At 39.4% G+C, this 18,668-nt stretch carries 32 protein-coding genes and 1 pseudogene; 32 read left to right on the forward strand and 1 reads right to left on the reverse strand.

The window, feature by feature from the left end; genetic code table 11:
* The 30 genes and pseudogenes from EAF07_RS09760 to rplQ all read left to right on the forward strand — a co-directional run.
* Window positions 1-154, forward strand: a pseudogene (locus tag EAF07_RS09760) (IS30 family transposase); the annotation flags it as partial.
* Between the two features lie 233 nt (window positions 155-387).
* A complete protein-coding gene (rpsJ, locus tag EAF07_RS09765) occupies window positions 388-696 on the forward strand; it encodes a 30S ribosomal protein S10 (RefSeq protein WP_018368193.1) in 309 nt (102 codons plus the stop codon).
* 105 nt (window positions 697-801) lie between these two features.
* Window positions 802-1,428: a 50S ribosomal protein L3 gene (gene rplC / locus EAF07_RS09770; RefSeq protein ID WP_121836373.1), complete on the forward strand. Its 627-nt coding sequence runs from the start codon at window positions 802-804 to the stop codon at window positions 1,426-1,428.
* A 24-nt stretch (window positions 1,429-1,452) separates the two neighbouring features.
* Entirely contained in the window at window positions 1,453-2,076 is a 624-nt protein-coding gene (gene rplD, locus EAF07_RS09775) for a 50S ribosomal protein L4 (protein WP_121836374.1), read from the forward strand.
* Complete coding sequence (locus tag EAF07_RS09780; RefSeq protein ID WP_121836375.1) at window positions 2,076-2,372, forward strand: 50S ribosomal protein L23; 297 nt, start codon at window positions 2,076-2,078, stop codon at window positions 2,370-2,372. Before rplD ends, EAF07_RS09780 begins: the two co-directional genes overlap by 1 nt.
* 17 nt (window positions 2,373-2,389) lie before the next feature.
* Window positions 2,390-3,223, forward strand: coding sequence for a 50S ribosomal protein L2 (gene rplB / locus EAF07_RS09785; protein WP_121836376.1), 834 nt, complete (start codon window positions 2,390-2,392; stop codon window positions 3,221-3,223).
* A gap of 92 nt (window positions 3,224-3,315) precedes the next feature.
* Window positions 3,316-3,597, forward strand: coding sequence for a 30S ribosomal protein S19 (rpsS, locus tag EAF07_RS09790; RefSeq protein ID WP_000533766.1), 282 nt, complete (start codon window positions 3,316-3,318; stop codon window positions 3,595-3,597).
* 16 nt (window positions 3,598-3,613) lie between these two features.
* Window positions 3,614-3,958: a 50S ribosomal protein L22 gene (gene rplV, locus EAF07_RS09795; RefSeq protein WP_027974083.1), complete on the forward strand. Its 345-nt coding sequence runs from the start codon at window positions 3,614-3,616 to the stop codon at window positions 3,956-3,958.
* A gap of 12 nt (window positions 3,959-3,970) precedes the next feature.
* Window positions 3,971-4,624 (forward strand): 30S ribosomal protein S3, encoded by a 654-nt coding sequence (gene rpsC, locus EAF07_RS09800; RefSeq protein WP_121836377.1) that lies wholly within the window; start codon window positions 3,971-3,973, stop codon window positions 4,622-4,624.
* Between the two features lie 3 nt (window positions 4,625-4,627).
* The gene (gene rplP / locus EAF07_RS09805) at window positions 4,628-5,041 is read left to right on the forward strand and encodes a 50S ribosomal protein L16 (protein WP_121836378.1); all 414 of its coding nucleotides are present in this window, start codon (window positions 4,628-4,630) and stop codon (window positions 5,039-5,041) included.
* A gap of 9 nt (window positions 5,042-5,050) precedes the next feature.
* Window positions 5,051-5,257 (forward strand): 50S ribosomal protein L29, encoded by a 207-nt coding sequence (gene rpmC, locus EAF07_RS09810; protein WP_121836379.1) that lies wholly within the window; start codon window positions 5,051-5,053, stop codon window positions 5,255-5,257.
* A gap of 26 nt (window positions 5,258-5,283) precedes the next feature.
* Window positions 5,284-5,544 (forward strand): 30S ribosomal protein S17, encoded by a 261-nt coding sequence (gene rpsQ / locus EAF07_RS09815; RefSeq protein ID WP_002885836.1) that lies wholly within the window; start codon window positions 5,284-5,286, stop codon window positions 5,542-5,544.
* A 24-nt stretch (window positions 5,545-5,568) separates the two neighbouring features.
* Window positions 5,569-5,937, forward strand: a complete 369-nt coding sequence (gene rplN, locus EAF07_RS09820) for a 50S ribosomal protein L14 (protein ID WP_018164522.1) — start codon at window positions 5,569-5,571, stop codon at window positions 5,935-5,937.
* An 80-nt stretch (window positions 5,938-6,017) separates the two neighbouring features.
* Window positions 6,018-6,323: a 50S ribosomal protein L24 gene (gene rplX, locus EAF07_RS09825; RefSeq protein ID WP_121836380.1), complete on the forward strand. Its 306-nt coding sequence runs from the start codon at window positions 6,018-6,020 to the stop codon at window positions 6,321-6,323.
* A 23-nt stretch (window positions 6,324-6,346) separates the two neighbouring features.
* A complete protein-coding gene (gene rplE, locus EAF07_RS09830; protein WP_121836381.1) occupies window positions 6,347-6,889 on the forward strand; it encodes a 50S ribosomal protein L5 in 543 nt (180 codons plus the stop codon).
* Window positions 6,890-6,906: 17 nt separating this feature from the next.
* Complete coding sequence (locus EAF07_RS09835) at window positions 6,907-7,092, forward strand: type Z 30S ribosomal protein S14 (protein ID WP_001085697.1); 186 nt, start codon at window positions 6,907-6,909, stop codon at window positions 7,090-7,092.
* Between the two features lie 264 nt (window positions 7,093-7,356).
* Entirely contained in the window at window positions 7,357-7,755 is a 399-nt protein-coding gene (gene rpsH / locus EAF07_RS09840) for a 30S ribosomal protein S8 (protein WP_121836382.1), read from the forward strand.
* Between the two features lie 204 nt (window positions 7,756-7,959).
* Complete coding sequence (gene rplF / locus EAF07_RS09845; RefSeq protein WP_121836383.1) at window positions 7,960-8,496, forward strand: 50S ribosomal protein L6; 537 nt, start codon at window positions 7,960-7,962, stop codon at window positions 8,494-8,496.
* A 104-nt stretch (window positions 8,497-8,600) separates the two neighbouring features.
* Window positions 8,601-8,957: a 50S ribosomal protein L18 gene (gene rplR, locus EAF07_RS09850; protein ID WP_121836384.1), complete on the forward strand. Its 357-nt coding sequence runs from the start codon at window positions 8,601-8,603 to the stop codon at window positions 8,955-8,957.
* 18 nt (window positions 8,958-8,975) lie between these two features.
* Complete coding sequence (gene rpsE / locus EAF07_RS09855) at window positions 8,976-9,470, forward strand: 30S ribosomal protein S5 (RefSeq protein ID WP_121836385.1); 495 nt, start codon at window positions 8,976-8,978, stop codon at window positions 9,468-9,470.
* Between the two features lie 14 nt (window positions 9,471-9,484).
* The gene (gene rpmD / locus EAF07_RS09860; RefSeq protein WP_000057245.1) at window positions 9,485-9,664 is read left to right on the forward strand and encodes a 50S ribosomal protein L30; all 180 of its coding nucleotides are present in this window, start codon (window positions 9,485-9,487) and stop codon (window positions 9,662-9,664) included.
* A gap of 131 nt (window positions 9,665-9,795) precedes the next feature.
* The gene (rplO, locus tag EAF07_RS09865) at window positions 9,796-10,236 is read left to right on the forward strand and encodes a 50S ribosomal protein L15 (protein WP_121836386.1); all 441 of its coding nucleotides are present in this window, start codon (window positions 9,796-9,798) and stop codon (window positions 10,234-10,236) included.
* Window positions 10,237-10,249: 13 nt separating this feature from the next.
* Complete coding sequence (gene secY, locus EAF07_RS09870) at window positions 10,250-11,557, forward strand: preprotein translocase subunit SecY (protein ID WP_121836387.1); 1,308 nt, start codon at window positions 10,250-10,252, stop codon at window positions 11,555-11,557.
* A gap of 220 nt (window positions 11,558-11,777) precedes the next feature.
* Complete coding sequence (locus EAF07_RS09875; protein WP_121836388.1) at window positions 11,778-12,419, forward strand: adenylate kinase; 642 nt, start codon at window positions 11,778-11,780, stop codon at window positions 12,417-12,419.
* 115 nt (window positions 12,420-12,534) lie between these two features.
* Entirely contained in the window at window positions 12,535-12,753 is a 219-nt protein-coding gene (gene infA / locus EAF07_RS09880) for a translation initiation factor IF-1 (protein ID WP_027974096.1), read from the forward strand.
* A 26-nt stretch (window positions 12,754-12,779) separates the two neighbouring features.
* A complete protein-coding gene (gene rpmJ, locus EAF07_RS09885; RefSeq protein WP_000868345.1) occupies window positions 12,780-12,896 on the forward strand; it encodes a 50S ribosomal protein L36 in 117 nt (38 codons plus the stop codon).
* Between the two features lie 17 nt (window positions 12,897-12,913).
* Window positions 12,914-13,279, forward strand: a complete 366-nt coding sequence (gene rpsM / locus EAF07_RS09890; protein ID WP_027972207.1) for a 30S ribosomal protein S13 — start codon at window positions 12,914-12,916, stop codon at window positions 13,277-13,279.
* Window positions 13,280-13,305: 26 nt separating this feature from the next.
* The gene (gene rpsK, locus EAF07_RS09895; protein ID WP_001118387.1) at window positions 13,306-13,689 is read left to right on the forward strand and encodes a 30S ribosomal protein S11; all 384 of its coding nucleotides are present in this window, start codon (window positions 13,306-13,308) and stop codon (window positions 13,687-13,689) included.
* A gap of 47 nt (window positions 13,690-13,736) precedes the next feature.
* Complete coding sequence (locus EAF07_RS09900; RefSeq protein ID WP_121836389.1) at window positions 13,737-14,675, forward strand: DNA-directed RNA polymerase subunit alpha; 939 nt, start codon at window positions 13,737-13,739, stop codon at window positions 14,673-14,675.
* 14 nt (window positions 14,676-14,689) lie between these two features.
* Complete coding sequence (gene rplQ, locus EAF07_RS09905) at window positions 14,690-15,076, forward strand: 50S ribosomal protein L17 (protein WP_000331493.1); 387 nt, start codon at window positions 14,690-14,692, stop codon at window positions 15,074-15,076.
* A gap of 367 nt (window positions 15,077-15,443) precedes the next feature.
* Here the strand turns inward: rplQ and EAF07_RS09910 are convergent, their stop codons facing one another.
* The gene (locus EAF07_RS09910) at window positions 15,444-15,641 is read right to left on the reverse strand and encodes a hypothetical protein (RefSeq protein ID WP_142925604.1); all 198 of its coding nucleotides are present in this window, start codon (window positions 15,639-15,641) and stop codon (window positions 15,444-15,446) included.
* 113 nt (window positions 15,642-15,754) lie between these two features.
* Between EAF07_RS09910 and EAF07_RS09915 the strand changes: the two genes are divergently transcribed.
* Window positions 15,755-17,818, forward strand: a complete 2,064-nt coding sequence (locus tag EAF07_RS09915; RefSeq protein WP_121836391.1) for an LPXTG cell wall anchor domain-containing protein — start codon at window positions 15,755-15,757, stop codon at window positions 17,816-17,818.
* A gap of 11 nt (window positions 17,819-17,829) precedes the next feature.
* Complete coding sequence (locus tag EAF07_RS09920; protein WP_121836392.1) at window positions 17,830-18,090, forward strand: hypothetical protein; 261 nt, start codon at window positions 17,830-17,832, stop codon at window positions 18,088-18,090.
* Window positions 18,091-18,668: the final 578 nt, after the last annotated feature.

Consider the following 18,668-nt stretch of genomic DNA (forward strand, 5'->3'; position numbering starts at 1 on the left):
TGAGAATCATAATAGACTCATCCGGCGTTGGTTGCCTAAGGGAAGCAAAAATGCGACTCAACAACAAGTCGCATTTATTGAAAACTGGATTAACAACTATCCAAAGAAACTATTCAATTATAAATCTTCTATAGAGTTTTTACAGACTGCCTAACTTGAACTTGAAATTTGGCAAGGTTAAAAAATAAGCCAAAAAAATAAAAAATCGCATCAAATCTCTTGCAACAGCAGGAGATTTTTGTTAAACTATTATGGTGCTGTAAATAAACAGCTATAGCTTTGACGCAAGAGGTTGCGACACGCACGGTTGCATTGCCACGCAACGCGAGTCGGTTTTTCTTGAAGAGCTAGCCTATTATCTTACAATAGACGAAAAAGGAGAAAAAGATGGCAAACAAAAAAATCCGCATCCGCTTGAAAGCGTACGAACACCGTACACTTGACACAGCAGCTGCAAAAATCGTAGAATCTGCAACTCGCACAGGCGCAACAGTTGCTGGGCCTGTTCCACTTCCAACTGAACGTAGCCTTTATACAATCATCCGTGCGACACACAAGTATAAAGATTCTCGTGAACAATTTGAAATGCGTACACACAAACGTCTTATCGACATCATCAACCCAACTCAAAAAACAGTTGACGCTTTGATGAAACTTGATTTGCCAAGTGGTGTTAACGTAGAAATCAAACTTTAATTGATTTCGGAGCACAAAAAACGCTCGTAAAAAACTTTTTTGAGCATAAAAAACGCTCATTAAAAACTTTTTGAAAACAAAATTAAGAAAAGGAAATATTTTCTCATGACAAAAGGAATCTTAGGGAAAAAAGTGGGAATGACTCAAATCTTCACTGAAACTGGTGAATTTATCCCTGTTACTGTCATCGAAGCAACTCCAAACGTTGTTCTTCAAGTGAAAACTGTTGAAACAGATGGTTACACTGCAACTCAAGTTGGTTTCGACGACAAACGCGAAGTATTGAGTAACAAACCTGCCAAAGGCCATGTCGCAAAAGCGAACACTGCTCCTAAGCGCTTCATCCGTGAATTCAAAAACATTGAAGGCTTAGAAGTGGGAGCAGAACTTACTGTTGAACAATTTGAAGCTGGTGATGTTGTTGACGTAACTGGAACTTCAAAAGGTAAAGGTTTCCAAGGTGTTATCAAACGCCATGGTCAATCACGTGGTCCTATGGCTCACGGTTCACGTTACCACCGTCGTCCAGGTTCAATGGGACCTGTAGCACCTAACCGTGTATTCAAAGGTAAAAACCTTGCAGGACGTATGGGTGGCAACCGTGTAACAGTTCAAAACCTTGAAATTGTTCAAGTTATCCCAGAGAAAAACGTTATCCTTATCAAAGGTAACGTACCAGGTGCTAAGAAATCTCTTATCACTATCAAATCAGCAGTTAAAGCTGCTAAATAATAAGGAAAGGGGAAATCAGTTAACATGGCAAACGTAAAACTATTTGACCAAACTGGTAAAGAAGTTAGCTCAGTTGAATTAAACGACGCTATCTTCGGTATCGAACCAAACGAATCAGTTGTCTTTGATGTAGTCATCAGCCAACGTGCTAGCCTTCGCCAAGGTACTCACGCGGTTAAAAACCGTTCAGCAGTATCAGGTGGTGGTCGCAAACCATGGCGCCAAAAAGGAACTGGACGTGCTCGTCAAGGTTCTATCCGCTCACCACAATGGCGTGGTGGTGGTGTTGTCTTCGGACCAACTCCACGTTCATACGGCTACAAACTTCCACAAAAAGTTCGTCGCCTTGCTTTGAAATCAGTTTACTCAGCAAAAGTTGCTGAAGATAAATTTGTAGCTGTTGACGCTCTTTCATTTGCAGCACCAAAAACTGCTGAATTTGCAAAAGTTCTTTCAGCTCTTAGCATCGATACAAAAGTACTTGTTCTTGTTGAAGAAGGAAACGAATTTGCAGCACTTTCTGCACGTAACCTTCCAAACGTAACTGTTGCAACTGCAACAACTGCAAGTGTTCTTGATATCGTAAACGCAGACAAACTTCTTGTAACTAAAGAAGCAATCTCTACAATCGAGGAGGTTCTTGCATAATGAATTTGTACGACGTAATCAAAAAACCTGTTATCACAGAAAAATCAATGATTGCTCTTGAAGCAGGCAAATATACTTTTGAAGTTGACACACGTGCGCACAAACTCCTTATCAAACAAGCTGTTGAAGCTGCGTTTGAAGGTGTTAAAGTTGCAAGTGTGAACACTGTAACATCAAAACCAAAACAAAAACGTGTTGGTCGTTACGTAGGTTTCACTTCAAAAACTAAAAAAGCTATCATTACACTTACAGCTGATTCTAAAGCAATCGAGTTGTTTGCAACTGAAGCTGAATAAGACAAAGGAGAAATAACGTGGGTATTAAAGTTTATAAACCAACGACAAATGGCCGTCGTAACATGACTTCTTTGGATTTCGCTGAAATCACAACAAGCACACCTGAGAAATCATTGCTTGTTTCTTTGAAGAAAAAAGCTGGTCGTAACAACAACGGTCGCATCACTGTTCGTCACCATGGTGGCGGTCACAAACGTCACTACCGTTTGATTGACTTCAAACGTAACAAAGATGGCGTTGAAGCAGTTGTTAAAACTATCGAGTACGATCCAAACCGTACAGCTAACATCGCTCTTGTACACTACACTGACGGTGTTAAAGCATACATCATCGCTCCAAAAGGTCTTGAAGTAGGTCAACGCATCGTTTCAGGTCCAGAAGCTGATATCAAAGTTGGTAACGCACTTCCACTTGCTAACATTCCAGTTGGTACAGTTGTGCACAACATTGAATTGAAGCCAGGACGTGGTGGTGAACTTGTTCGTGCGGCAGGTGCGTCTGCACAAGTACTTGGTCAAGAAGGTAAATACGTTCTTGTTCGTCTTCAATCAGGCGAAGTTCGTATGATTCTTGGTACTTGCCGTGCAACTGTTGGTACAGTTGGTAACGAACAACAATCACTTGTTAACATTGGTAAAGCAGGACGTAGCCGTTGGAAAGGTATCCGCCCAACAGTTCGTGGTTCTGTAATGAACCCTAACGATCACCCACACGGTGGTGGTGAAGGTAAAGCACCAGTTGGACGTAAAGCGCCATCTACTCCATGGGGTAAACCTGCGCTTGGTCTTAAAACTCGTAACAAGAAAGCGAAATCAGACAAACTTATCGTTCGTCGTCGCAACCAAAAATAATCAACTAGCAAGTTGATTCATCCGCCAGCTCGGTAGCCAGCGCTTGCTGGCAAGCCGTTGTGGTACAACATTTTAAAGGAGAAAAACTACTAATGGGACGTAGTCTTAAAAAAGGACCTTTCGTCGATGAGCATTTGATGAAAAAAGTTGAAGCTCAAGCAAACGACGAAAAGAAAAAAGTAATTAAAACTTGGTCACGTCGCTCAACGATTTTCCCAAGTTTCATCGGTTATACAATCGCAGTTTACGATGGACGTAAACACGTGCCTGTATACATTCAAGAGGACATGGTAGGTCACAAACTTGGTGAATTTGCACCAACTCGTACTTACAAAGGTCACGCTGCAGACGACAAGAAAACACGTCGTAAATAATTAGGAGGAACACATAATGGCAGAAATTACTTCAGCTAAAGCAATGGCTCGTACAGTGCGTGTTTCACCTCGTAAAACACGTCTTGTTCTTGATCTTATCCGTGGTAAGAAAGTTGCTGACGCAATCGCAATCTTGAAATTCATGCCAAACAAAGCTGCTACTGAAGTTGAGAAAGTTCTTAACTCAGCAATCGCTAACGCGGAAAACAACTTTGGTTTGGAAAAAGCTAACTTGGTAGTATCTGAAACATTCGCAAACGAAGGACCAACAATGAAACGTTTCCGTCCACGTGCGAAAGGTTCAGCTTCACCAATCAACAAACGCACAACTCACATCACAGTAGTTGTGTCAGAAAAATAAGGAGGTAAAATCGTGGGTCAAAAAGTACATCCAATTGGTATGCGTGTCGGAATCATCCGTGACTGGGATGCGAAATGGTATGCTGAAAAAGAATACGCGGATTACCTTCATGAAGATCTTGCAATCCGCAAATTTATTAACAAAGAGTTGGCTGACGCTTCTGTTTCTACAATCGAAATCGAACGTGCAGTAAACAAAGTTATCGTGTCACTTCACACTGCTAAACCAGGTATGGTTATCGGTAAAGGTGGATCAAACGTTGACACACTTCGTGCACAACTCAACAAATTGACTGGTAAACAAGTACACATCAACATCGTTGAAATCAAACAACCAGATCTTGATGCACACCTTGTTGGTGAGTCAATTGCGAAACAATTGGAAGCTCGTGTAGCTTTCCGTCGTGCTCAAAAACAAGCTATCCAACGTACAATGCGTGCAGGTGCTAAAGGAATCAAAACTCAAGTATCTGGTCGTTTGAACGGTGCTGATATCGCTCGTGCTGAAGGTTACTCAGAAGGAACTGTTCCACTTCACACACTTCGTGCAGATATCGACTACGCTTGGGAAGAAGCAGACACTACATACGGTAAACTTGGTGTTAAAGTATGGATCTATCGTGGTGAAGTTCTTCCAGCTCGTAAAAACACTAAAGGAGGTAAATAACAGATGTTAGTACCTAAACGTGTAAAACACCGTCGTGAATTCCGTGGAAAAATGCGCGGTGAAGCTAAAGGTGGAAAACAAGTTGACTTCGGTGAATTTGGTCTTCAAGCTACTACAAGCTCATGGATCACTAACCGCCAAATCGAAGCTGCCCGTATCGCTATGACGCGTTACATGAAACGTGGTGGTAAAGTTTGGATTAAAATCTTCCCACACAAATCATACACCGCTAAAGCTATCGGGGTACGTATGGGTTCTGGTAAAGGGGCGCCTGAAGGTTGGGTAGCACCAGTTAAACGTGGCAAAGTAATGTTTGAAGTTGCAGGCGTTTCAGAAGAAATCGCACGCGAAGCATTCCGTCTTGCTGGCCACAAATTACCAGTTAAAGTTAAATTCGTAAAACGCGACGCAGAATAAGGAGAAGACATGAAACTTGAAGAAATCAAAAAGTTTGTTGAAGAGCTTCGTGGCTTGTCTCAAGAAGAGCTTGCGAAAAAAGAAAACGAACTTAAAAAAGAACTCTTTGAACTTCGTTTCCAAGCAGCTGCAGGTCAACTTGATCAAACAGCTCGTTTGAATGAAGTTAAAAAACAAATTGCACGTGTTAAAACTGTGCAATCTGAAATCAAATAATAGATTGGGAAAGGAGAAATTCAAATATGGAACGTAATCAACGTAAAACTCTTGTTGGACGCGTAGTATCTGACAAGATGGATAAAACAATCACTGTTGTAGTTGAAACAAAACGTAACCACCCAGTCTATGGTAAACGTATCAACTATTCTAAAAAATACAAAGCTCATGATGAAAACAACGTTGCTAAAGAAGGCGATATCGTTCGTATCATGGAAACTCGTCCACTTTCAGCTACAAAACGTTTCCGTCTTGTAGAAGTTGTGGAAGAAGCTGTTATTATCTAATCACACTAAAAGGAGAATATTGGAATGATTCAACAAGAAACTCGCTTGAAAGTTGCTGATAATAGCGGTGCCCGTGAAATCCTTACTATCAAAGTACTTGGTGGTTCAGGACGTAAATTCGCTAACATCGGTGACATCATCGTTGCTTCTGTAAAACAAGCTACTCCTGGTGGAGCAGTTAAAAAAGGTGACGTGGTTAAAGCTGTTATCGTTCGTACAAAAACTGGTGCACGCCGTCCAGACGGTTCATACATCAAATTTGACGACAACGCTGCTGTAATCATCCGTGAAGACAAAAACCCTCGCGGAACTCGTATCTTCGGCCCTGTTGCACGTGAATTGCGTGACGGAGGTTTCATGAAGATCGTATCACTTGCACCAGAAGTTCTTTAATTAACACTCAAACAATTAGTCCCCTGCAGTATTTGCAGGGTGCCCTAAGGGGCGTAAGAAATATATAGGAGAAACTCTCAATGTTTGTAAAAAAAGGCGACAAAGTTCGCGTTATTGCTGGTAAGGACAAAGGCACTGAAGCTGTTGTTCTTAAAGCACTTCCAAAAGTTAACAAAGTTATCGTAGAAGGTGTTGCTATCGTTAAGAAACACCAAAAACCAAACAGCGAAAACCCTCAAGGTGCTATCGTTGAAAAAGAAGCAGCTATCCACGTGTCAAACGTACAAGTTCTTGACAAAAATGGTGTAGCTGGTCGTGTTGGTTACAAATTTGTTGACGGCAAAAAAGTTCGTTACAACAAAAAATCAGGCGAAGTGCTTGATTAATCACGAAGGAAAGGAGAAGTATAATGGCAAATCGCTTAAAAGAAAAATATCTTAAAGAAGTTGTTCCTGCGTTGACAGAACAATTCAACTACACATCAGTTATGGCTGTGCCAAAAGTTGAGAAAATCGTTCTTAACATGGGTGTTGGTGAAGCTGTATCAAACGCTAAGACTTTGGAAAAAGCTGCTGCTGAATTGGCACTTATCTCAGGTCAAAAACCACTTATCACTAAAGCTAAGAAATCAATCGCCGGCTTCCGTCTTCGTGAGGGTGTTGCGATCGGTGCAAAAGTTACCCTTCGTGGTGAGCGTATGTACGAATTCTTGGATAAATTAGTTACTGTTTCACTTCCACGTGTACGTGACTTCCACGGTGTTCCAACAAAATCATTTGACGGACGCGGAAACTACACACTAGGTGTGAAAGAGCAATTGATTTTCCCAGAAATCAACTTTGATGATGTTGATAAAGTACGTGGTCTTGATATCGTTATCGTTACAACTGCTAACACTGACGAAGAAGGACGCGCACTTCTTAAAGGCCTTGGAATGCCTTTTGCAAAATAATATAGGAGGTAAATCTAATGGCTAAAAAATCTATGATTGCTAAGAACAAACGTCCAGCGAAGTTCTCTACGCAAGCTTACACACGTTGCGAAAAATGTGGACGTCCACACTCAGTTTACCGCAAATTCAAACTTTGCCGTGTTTGCTTCCGTGAATTAGCATACAAAGGTCAAATTCCAGGTGTTACAAAAGCATCTTGGTAATTTATGATGCAAAGGACGTTAAAAAATCCGTAGGATTTTAGTCCGTGCTCAAATTGTATGATACTAAGGGCGTGACAGTCTAAGTGAAAATAGGAAATCTAACGACGAACGCTTGCGTTCTAGGCAGATTTGTCTTTTTCACACAGGCTGTAGCCTGAGTTCAAATATGATAGTGCGGATGTATTCATGCGCACATCTCGCCTTCGGGCACACATTAACTAGCAAGTGCATCTTGCAAACTACTAGTAAGAGGAGAAATATAAAATGGTTATGACTGACCCAATCGCAGACTTTCTAACACGTATTCGTAACGCTAACCAAGCACGTCACGAAGTTCTTGAAGTACCTGCATCAAAAATTAAAAAAGGTATCGCTGAAATCCTTAAACGCGAAGGTTTCGTAAAAAACATCGAAATCATCGAAGATGATAAACAAGGAATTATCCGCGTATTCTTGAAATATGGACAAAACGGTGAGCGTGTTATCACTAACTTGAAACGTGTTTCAAAACCAGGTCTTCGTGTTTACACTAAACGTGAAGATCTTCCAAAAGTTCTTAATGGACTTGGAGTTGCAATCATTTCAACATCAGAAGGTCTTTTGACAGACAAAGAAGCACGTCAAAAGAACGTTGGTGGAGAAGTGTTGGCTTACGTTTGGTAAAATAATGATACAAAGCCCGTCAAGGACAAAGCAAATTTAGGAACTCTTTGAAGTTTGCTTGCAAACAAAAAGAGTTGTCTAATTTGCACGGTTCTTAGGGCGTGTTCAAATTAGCTTTTATGCTTTGAACGGTATTTATTTATCATCGCCCCGTGAAAACTAGTCGCTCGTCGGCTTGATAATTTAACAGGAGAAAATAAAAACATGTCACGTATTGGTAATAAAGTTATCAACTTGCCAGCTGGTGTTGAAATTAAAAACGACAACGGTTTGGTAACAGTAAAAGGACCTAAAGGTGAATTGACTCGTGAATTCAACACTAACATTGAAATTCGTGTTGAAGGTACAGAAGTAACTCTTCACCGTCCAAACGACTCAAAAGAAATGAAAACAATCCACGGTACTTCACGTGCAAACTTGAACAACATGGTTGTTGGTGTTTCTGAAGGGTTCAAAAAAGAACTTGAAATGCGCGGGGTTGGTTACCGTGCTCAACTTCAAGGAACAAAACTTGTACTTTCAGTTGGTAAATCTCACCAAGATGAAGTGGAAGCTCCAGCAGGAATTACTTTCACAGTAGCAAACCCAACTTCAATCACTGTTGAAGGAATCAACAAAGAAGTTGTTGGTCAAACAGCTGCTTACATCCGTAGCCTTCGTTCACCAGAACCATATAAAGGTAAAGGTATCCGCTACGTTGGTGAATTTGTACGCCGTAAAGAAGGTAAAACTGGTAAATAATAGATTATGGCAAAGCTGGCAAGAGGTAAACTTTTGTTGGCAGTCATACTCTAGAATTTTGCTAGCGTCTTAGTAGACAAAGAAAATTTTAAGAGGTGAAAATTGTGATTTCGAAACCAGATAAAAACAAACTCCGCCAAAAACGCCACCGTCGCGTTCGCGGAAAACTCTCTGGAACTGCAGAACGCCCACGTTTGAACATTTTCCGTTCTAATACAGGCATCTACGCTCAAGTTATTGATGACGTAGCGGGTGTAACGCTCGCAAGTGCATCAACTCTTGATAAAGAAGTTTCTAAGGGAACTAAAACTGAACAAGCCGTTGTTGTCGGTAAACTCGTTGCTGAACGTGCTGCTGCTAAAGGCATCACTGAAGTCGTGTTCGACCGCGGTGGCTATCTCTATCACGGACGTGTGAAAGCTTTGGCTGACTCAGCTCGTGAAAACGGATTGAAATTCTAATAGGGAGGACACTTAATAATGGCATTTAAAGATAATGCAGTAGAACTTGAAGAGCGCTTGGTTGGTATCAACCGCGTATCGAAAACTGTAAAAGGTGGACGTCGTCTTCGTTTCGCTGCTCTTGTAGTTGTTGGTGACCGTAACGGCCGTGTTGGATTTGGTACTGGTAAAGCTCAAGAAGTTCCAGAAGCAATCCGTAAAGCTGTTGAGGCCGCTAAGAAAAACCTTATCGAAGTACCAATGGTTGGTACAACAATTCCTCACGAAGTTCGTTCAGAATTTGGTGGAGCTAAAGTATTGTTGAAACCAGCTGTAGAGGGTGCTGGAGTTGCCGCTGGTGGTGCAGTTCGTGCCGTTGTGGAATTAGCTGGTATCTCTGATATCACGTCTAAATCACTTGGTTCAAACACACCAATCAACATCGTTCGTGCAACTGTTGAAGGTTTGAAACAATTGAAACGTGCTGAAGAAGTTGCTGCACTTCGTGGCATCTCAGTTTCTGACTTGGCATAAGAAAGGAGATTAACATGGCTCAAATTAAAATTACTTTGACTAAGTCTCCAATCGGACGCAAACCAGAACAACGTAAAACTGTTGTTGCCCTTGGACTTGGTAAATTGAATTCTTCAGTTGTTAAAGAAGACAACGCAGCTATCCGTGGAATGGTTAACGCTATTTCTCACTTGGTAACTGTTGAGGAAGCTTAAAAACTTTTGAAGTCGTAGAATTTTTCTGCGACTTTAACTTGAATATATGCATAGGCGAGTTTCACCGGAGCGTCCTTTTTCACTCTGGTGGAGCGCTAGCATTATGCCCATAAAAAAAGGAGAAAAAATAAATGAAACTTCATGAATTAAAACCTGCAGAAGGTTCACGTAAAGTTCGCAACCGTGTTGGTCGTGGTACATCATCTGGTAACGGTAAAACTTCAGGCCGTGGTCAAAAAGGTCAAAAAGCTCGTTCAGGCGGCGGTGTACGTCTTGGATTTGAAGGTGGACAAACACCATTGTTCCGTCGTCTTCCAAAACGTGGATTTACAAACATCAACGCTAAAGAATACGCTCTTGTTAACCTTGATCAATTAAACGTCTTTGAAGATGGTACAGAAGTAACACCAGTTGTTCTTAAAGAAGCTGGTATCGTTCGTGCTGAAAAATCAGGCGTAAAAATCCTTGGTAACGGTGAATTGACTAAGAAATTGACTGTTAAAGCAGCTAAATTCTCAAAATCTGCTGAAGCGGCGATTACTGCAAAAGGTGGTTCAGTCGAAGTCATCTAAGCGAGGTACTCGGATGTTCTTTAAATTATTAAAAGATGCGCTAAAAGTGAAACACGTTAGACGAAAAATTCTATTTACGATTTTTATCATCTTCGTTTTTCGCTTAGGAACGCATATCACAGTTCCTGGTGTAAATGTAAAGAGTCTTGAGCAATTAGGTGATCTGCCGTTCTTGAATATGTTAAATCTAGTCTCAGGGAATGCTATGAATAATTTCTCAGTATTCTCATTGGGGGTTAGTCCATACATTACTGCATCAATCGTTGTTCAATTACTACAGATGGATATTTTACCAAAGTTTGTAGAATGGGGAAAACAAGGTGAGGTTGGCCGTCGCAAGTTGAATCAAGCGACACGCTATATTTCACTTTTCTTAGCCTTTTTCCAATCAATTGGTATTACTTATGGATTTAATGCTTTGTCAAGCGTAGCACTTGTTCCAACACCAAATCCACAGACCTATATCTTGATTGGCGCGATTTTGACAACAGGTAGTGTTGTGGTAACTTGGCTCGGTGAACAGATTACAGATAAAGGATTTGGGAATGGCGTCTCAATGATTATCTTTTCAGGTATCGTTTCTGCTTTACCAAATACGATTTCAAGTATCTATGATGATTACTTTGTTAATGTTCGTTCAAGCGATTTGCAAAGTTCATACCTTTTCATTGCAGGCTTGATTGTTGCAGCACTCATTATTATCTTCTTCACAACTTTTGTTCAGCAAGCAGAGTACAAAATTCCTATTCAGTACACTAAGTTGACAAAAGGAGCCTCAACAAGCTCATACTTACCATTGAAAATTAACCCTGCTGGAGTTATTCCAGTTATCTTTGCAAGTTCGATTACAGCACTTCCAAGTACTATAATTCCATTTGTTCAAAGTCAGGGTTGGAATTTATCATGGTTATCATCAGTACAATCAGCATTTGACTATCGAACACCAGTTGGTATGGTAGTTTATGCAATCTTGATTGTCGTGTTCTCATTCTTCTATACGTTTGTTCAGGTTAATCCTGAAAAAACAGCTGAGAATTTACAAAAGAATGCTTCTTATATTCCAAAAGTTCGTCCAGGTCGAGAGACCGAGCAATACCTCACTAGTTTGCTTAAAAAATTGGCAACTTTAGGAGCTATCTTCTTAGCCTTTGTCGCTCTAAGTCCAATCTTAGCGCAACAATTGTATGGGCTATCGGCTGGTGTGGCTCTAGGAGGAACAAGTCTTCTTATCTTAATTTCAACAGCAATTGAAGGAATGAAACAGCTAGAAGGTTACTTACTGAAGAGAAAGTATGCTGGCTTTATGAACGTTGAAGATTAAGCACATTGCAAACAAAATTGAGGATAGGGATTTCCCTATTCTTCTATTTTGTTTTTAGATAAGTTTGTCACTATTGGCAAATTTATGTGAAAACAAAATAAAGTTGTCCAAAGTTAACACAAAAAGCATTCCTTATTGACCTAAGTCACTTACGCATTTGCTTTTTGTGTAAGCAAGGACAAACCTTTAAGAAACTCTAAATCACAAAAAGGAGAAACTCATGAATCTTTTGATTATGGGCTTACCGGGTGCTGGTAAAGGTACTCAGGCTGCTAAAATCGTTGAGCGTTTTGGTGTGGCGCACATTTCTACAGGAGATATGTTCCGTGCAGCAATGGCGAACCAAACTGAAATGGGGAAACTTGCTAAGTCATATATTGACAAAGGCGAGTTAGTTCCAGACGAAGTAACTAACGGTATTGTCAAAGAACGTCTTGCACAAACTGATATTGCAGAAAAAGGCTTCTTGCTTGATGGTTATCCACGTACTATTGAACAAGCGTACGCTTTGGACCAAACATTAGCAGAACTCAACATCACACTTGATGGGGTCATCAATATTGAAGTTAATCCAGATAGCCTTTTGGAACGTCTTAGTGGACGCATCATCCATAAAGTCACGGGTGAAACTTTCCATAAAGTCTTTAACCCACCAGCTGGTGATTACAACGAAGATGATTACTATCAACGTGAAGATGATAAGCCTGAAACAGTAAAACGCCGCTTGGATGTTAACATTGCTCAAGGAGAACCAATCCTTGCTCATTACCGTGAGAAAAACCTTGTTCATGATATCCAAGGCAATCAAGAAATTGATTCTGTTTTTGCTGATGTAGAGAAAGTGATTTCATCTTTAAAATAATAGATAATCTCACTTGCATATTGACTAAACTCATGATATAATAGCTTAGTCTGACTTATAATTGTTACCTCTGTGCTCAGAGGACATCAAATCGAAATTTAGGGGGTGCTTTTGCGTGGCAAAAGAAGACGTGATTGAAATTGAAGGCAAGGTTGTTGAAACAATGCCTAATGCAATGTTTACGGTTGAACTCGAGAACGGACACCAAGTTCTTGCGACTGTATCAGGAAAAATCCGTAAAAATTACATTCGTATTTTAGTCGGTGACCGTGTGACAGTTGAACTTAGTCCATACGATTTAACACGTGGACGTATCACATACCGCTTTAAATAATTCGAAATAATTGGAGGGATTAGAACATGAAGGTAAGACCATCGGTTAAACCAATTTGCGAATACTGTAAAGTTATTCGTCGTAACGGCCGTGTTATGGTTATTTGTCCAACAAATCCAAAACACAAACAACGTCAAGGATAAGATAGAAAGGAGAAAACATGGCTCGTATTGCTGGAGTTGATATTCCAAATGACAAACGCGTAGTAATCTCATTGACTTATGTCTATGGTATCGGTCTTGCGACATCTAAGAAAATCTTGGCAGCTGCTGGAATTTCAGAAGATATCCGCGTTAAAGATTTGACATCTGATCAAGAGGACGCTATCCGTCGTGAAGTGGATTCAATCAAAGTTGAAGGTGACCTTCGTCGTGAAGTAAACCTTAACATCAAACGTTTGATGGAAATCGGTTCATACCGTGGTATCCGTCACCGTCGTGGTTTGCCAGTTCGTGGACAAAACACTAAAAACAACGCTCGCACTCGTAAAGGTAAAGCTGTTGCGATTGCTGGTAAGAAAAAATAAGTAAAATAAAATAGGAGGTAAAAATCTTGGCTAAACCAACACGTAAACGTCGTGTGAAAAAGAACATCGAATCTGGTGTTGCTCACATTCACGCTACATTTAATAACACTATTGTTATGATTACAGATGTGCATGGTAATGCTCTTGCTTGGTCATCAGCTGGTGCTCTTGGATTTAAAGGTTCTCGTAAATCTACACCATTCGCTGCTCAAATGGCTGCTGAAGCTGCTGCTAAATCTGCACAAGAACACGGTCTTAAAACAGTTGAAGTTACTGTAAAAGGTCCAGGTTCAGGTCGTGAGTCTGCTATTCGTGCACTTGCTGCTGCTGGTCTTGAAGTAACTGCAATCCGCGATGTGACTCCTGTGCCACACAATGGTGCTCGTCCTCCAAAACGTCGTCGTGTGTAATCATAATAACTAATACTACACAAGATTCGTTTCGAGGGAGTAACTAAATGATTGAGTTTGAAAAACCAATAATAACAAAAATTGATGAAACAAAAGATTATGGCAAGTTTGTGATCGAACCATTAGAACGTGGTTACGGAACTACTCTTGGTAACTCTTTGCGTCGTGTACTCCTGTCATCTCTTCCAGGTGCAGCGGTAACATCTATCAAAATTGATGGTGTACTCCACGAATTTGACACAATTAAAGGTGTTCGCGAAGATGTTATGCAGATTATCCTTAACATTAAGGGACTTGCTGTAAAATCACACGTCGAAGACGAAAAAACAATTGAACTTGATGTGGTAGGACCAGCTGAAGTTACAGCAGGTGATATCTTAACAGATAGTGATGTTGAAATTGTGAACCCTGACCATTATCTTTTCACAATTGCTGAAGGTGCAACTATGAAAGCGACTATGACAGTTGCTAAAAAACGTGGTTATGTACCAGCTGAGCAAAATAAACGTGAAGATTTACCGGTTGGAACACTGGCAGTAGATTCTATCTATACACCAGTTAAAAAGGTTAATTACCAAGTTGAACCAGCTCGTGTTGGTAGCAACGATGGATTTGATAAATTAACCGTTGAAATCATGACAAACGGCACAATCATTCCTGAAGATGCCTTAGGTCTTTCAGCTCGCGTCTTAATTGAACACTTGAATCTCTTTACTGACTTAACTGAAGTAGCAAAAGCTACTGATGTGATGAAAGAAACAGAAAAAGTGTCAGATGACAAAGTGCTTGACCGTACAATTGAAGAACTTGATTTGTCAGTACGCTCATACAACTGTTTGAAACGTGCAGGAATTAATACTGTACTTGATTTGACAGAAAAAACTGAGCCTGAAATGATGAAAGTCCGTAACCTAGGACGTAAGAGTCTTGAAGAAGTCAAGGTGAAATTACAAGATTTAGGTCTTGGACTAAAAAACGATAAATAATAGAGGAGGAACACATGGCTTACCGTAAACTTGGACGCACTAGCTCACAACGTAAAGCAATGTTGCGCGATTTGACAACAGACCTTTTGATCAATGAATCAATCGTGACTACTGAAGCTCGTGCGAAAGAAATTCGTAAAACCGTTGAAAAAATGATTACTCTTGGTAAACGTGGTGATTTGCACGCACGTCGTCAAGCAGCTGCATTTGTTCGTAACGAAATTGCATCAGAAAACTATGATGAAGCAACTGATAAATACACATCAACAACTGCTCTTCAAAAACTTTTCTCAGAAATTGCACCTCGTTATGCTGAACGTAATGGTGGATACACTCGTATCCTTAAAACTGAACCACGCCGTGGTGATGCAGCCCCAATGGCTATCATCGAATTAGTATAAAATCATCAATTTTGTTGAGTGTTATGATGATGGAAGATTATCTTCTTAGTCTAGCTCTGGTCTACCGCTAGGATTTTTTCCTAGCGGGAACACTCATCATATGATGAAAAAATAACAAGTCAACGCTTGTTTACGAAATGTCTCTAGTCTTAGAAACACTTCGTAAGCAGGCGTTTTTGAGCTTTAAAATTTCTATAGTAGATGAATCCGGCTCTATAATTTCTGTAGTGGGTAAATTCCACTATGGAGATTATAGGCCTTTTTGAGCACCTAAAAAGTCCAATAAGACATATAATGAAAAGCGACCAAACAATTCATTAGAAAATATCTCACGAAGCATCTCGCGATTGCCATGTACCCATCGGAATTAAAGGTAAAAATATCCCCTTAGAGAAAGGTGCTCACCCCTATACCCAGCAATCTCATCTGTTCGTTTTCCGTCCACAAATTTTGGAATATTTTCTAATTCTGTACTTAAACAGATAATATCTTTTTGAGGATTGATGTAGATACCATCATTTGCATTAGAGTAACCGCCACGTTTTGTAAAAATTTTTTTCATCATAAAATACCTTTCATTTATAAATATAGTTTTCAGAGAGTATTGTCATAGATTAGTGCATTTTAATCACCTCTTCTTTGTTAAACAATTTGTGTCAAAAGAAAGGTAATAAACCTATGAATAAAAAAATGACTTACACATCACTTGCAGGAGTAGCATTACTAGCAGCATCATCTGTATCAGTAAAAGCTGAAGAACAGGTAACACCTGTTACAACAGAAGAAACAGTAGCAACAACTGAAGTAAAAACAATTGAAGAATTAGAACAAGCAGTTGAAACAGCAAATCAAGAAGTTGTTGAACCAACTGTTGAAAAAGAAACTGCCAAAACTGCGGAGACAGAAGTTGCAAATGCAGAAGAAGCACTCAAATCAGCAGAAGAAAAACTAACAACAGCTCCATCAGGTACAGTGACAGAAACACACAATATTACAGTACAAGACAATGAATCAACATCAGGTTATTTGACTGAAGAAGAGATTGAACAATCAGTTAAAGATGGAGAAAATCGTACAATCAGTGGTGCAGATGAAGTATCCCCATATTCTAAAAACGACATGCAACCAGCTGAAGGTAAAACGGTTATCACAACAACATTATCAGATGAACAAGTTAAAGAGCTAGAAAACAAAGGCGTAGTAACCTTCACACCTGATGCTCAAGAGACATCTAAATACTATGCACAATTCACAAATGAAGTGAGACAATTAAATGGTTTGACAGATGTTACAAAAGAAGTAGGTCATTCTGTACAAGCATATGCACAACTTCGAGCAGAAGAAAATGCAGAACGTCAACGTATGGGTCATGATACAATTTATACCTCTAAACAAAATCCTGAAATGGTAAAACGTGATATTCTACAAGGAAATCATGAAAGTGACATTTACCGATTTGGAAGTGAAAATGCACTGGAAATTGGAGTTGTCTTAGGATATTCTCCAAATTATAAAGGTGGCGGTATACAAGTTACCTCTAATGAACAATTAGCTTATATGGCAACACAAATGTGGATGTTCGATAATGGTTGGAGAAACTTTGGACATGCAATCAATGTATTAAATGACGCCAAATACGTAGGACTAGGATTTGCTATTGAAAAAGATAGTGAAAAGCCCGTATATGACGAACACAATAACGTTATTGACGGATTAAAATACGTAGTGTTACATGGTATAGCAATCACGTCAAGAGCAACGACACTAGGTAAAAATCCATTTACGCCTGTTGTCCAAGACAATTCATTTGTAGCAATCAAAGATAAAGAAACAGGACGTAAATTTGTCAATTTACCATTGTATCAATCAATTATCAGTTACGAAACAACATCAAAAACTGACACATCTACACTTGAACAAGAAGTTGCAACTGCTAAAGAAAATCTTCAAGCGGCAAAAACAAAACTCAATAACGCTAAAGTAGCATTGGAAAACGCACAAACAAAACGTGACGTTAAACAAATTCTTGCAAACAAAGCACTTAGTGATTACAATGCGTCTCTCAAAGAACTTGAAGACGCAAAAGCAACATTGACAGCATTAATTGGAAAATTGGCATCAGCTAAAGTTACCAAACATGATGCCGAACGTGAACTAAACGCTCTAAAAATCAAAGAAGCTGTTGAAAAAGGTGAAACACCGACTATTGTAGTACCTGAAAAAACTGTTGTAGAAGTGCCTAAAGAAGCCCCTGTAGCAGAAGAAAAACCTGTTGTAGAGGTTCCAAAAGAAGCTCCTGTAGCAGAAGAAAAACCTGTTGTAGAAATGCCTAAAGAAGCTCCTGTAGCAGAAGAAAAACCTGTTGTAGAGGTTCCAAAAGAAGCCCCTGTAACACCAGAAAAAACCGTTGTAGAAGTTCCTAAAGAAACCCCTGTAGCAGAAGAAAAACCTGTTGTAGAGGTTCCTAAAGAAACTCCTGTAGCAGAAGAAAAACCTGTTGTAGAAGTTCCTAAAACAACACCTGTTGTTGAGAAAGCAGAAACTAAAGGTTCTGTAGCAACGGTTGTAGAAGACAGTGACACAACTGCTAATACATCAAATGTACAACAAGTCACTTATTCACGAGTTGCTAAAAAAGCTAGTTTACCAGAGACAGGAGAAAAAGATTCTCTTCTAGCTTTAGCTGGTGTCAGCCTCATGGCTACCCTTGGATTAACAACATTACGAAAAGTGAAACGATAAGAGGTGAGATTATGACCTTAGAAAAATCACTATTTAAATTAAAACAAGTACTACAACGTTATCCTAAAGAATTGAAAAATGCTGAAATTTCCATTGAAACAATTAATGAAAATAATTTAAGTGAATTAAGAACAAAAGTAAGTTCAATGCCAAATTGTGCTGAGTTGTTACAATTAATTACTAAGATAGAAAGCTTAAAAGCAGCTAATGACGAGTGTGATTTCTTTGATCCTAGTCAGTTCGAAGTTAAAAATACTGGAATTCAACGATAAGTAACTATTGCGTCAAATTATCGGGAATAGAAAATGGAGGACTGGAATACTTTTCCCAGTCCCTATTTTCGTTAATCATATTTTTAGAAAGAGAAAGGGAACAGCAACAAATCAAAGCGTAAAATTAACAAGAAGACTGATATGCTGTAAAAGATTTCTTTGAAAATACATCAACGTTGCGTTTGTATAAGAACATATGAGGATAGGTGTTGTCTTAGTATTACAGATAGGATAGCCCGACAGTTACTACTTGAATTCATAAAATAAGCCAAACTTTTTTAGAAAAAAAGAAAAAAGTTTGAAAAAGGTGTTGACAGAGTAAGGGAAGATTTGGTAAGATATATGAGTTGTCTCGAGAGAGGCAAAAGTGAATTGAAGTTGTTGAAAAAACTTGAAAAAAGTAGTTGACAAGTTATTAAAGATTTGCTAGAATATAGAAGTTGTCTCTTAGGAGAAGTCCATTGAAAACTGAACAAGACGAAGCAAGTGCGGGTTATGAAAATAACCTGTCAAGAAAAACAATAAGTCAGCGATGACAAAACAGTGAGTTAAGAACTCAAACTTTTAATGAGAGTTTG

It is taken from the genome of Streptococcus hillyeri (assembly GCF_003686955.1).
Classification (GTDB): domain Bacteria; phylum Bacillota; class Bacilli; order Lactobacillales; family Streptococcaceae; genus Streptococcus; species Streptococcus hillyeri.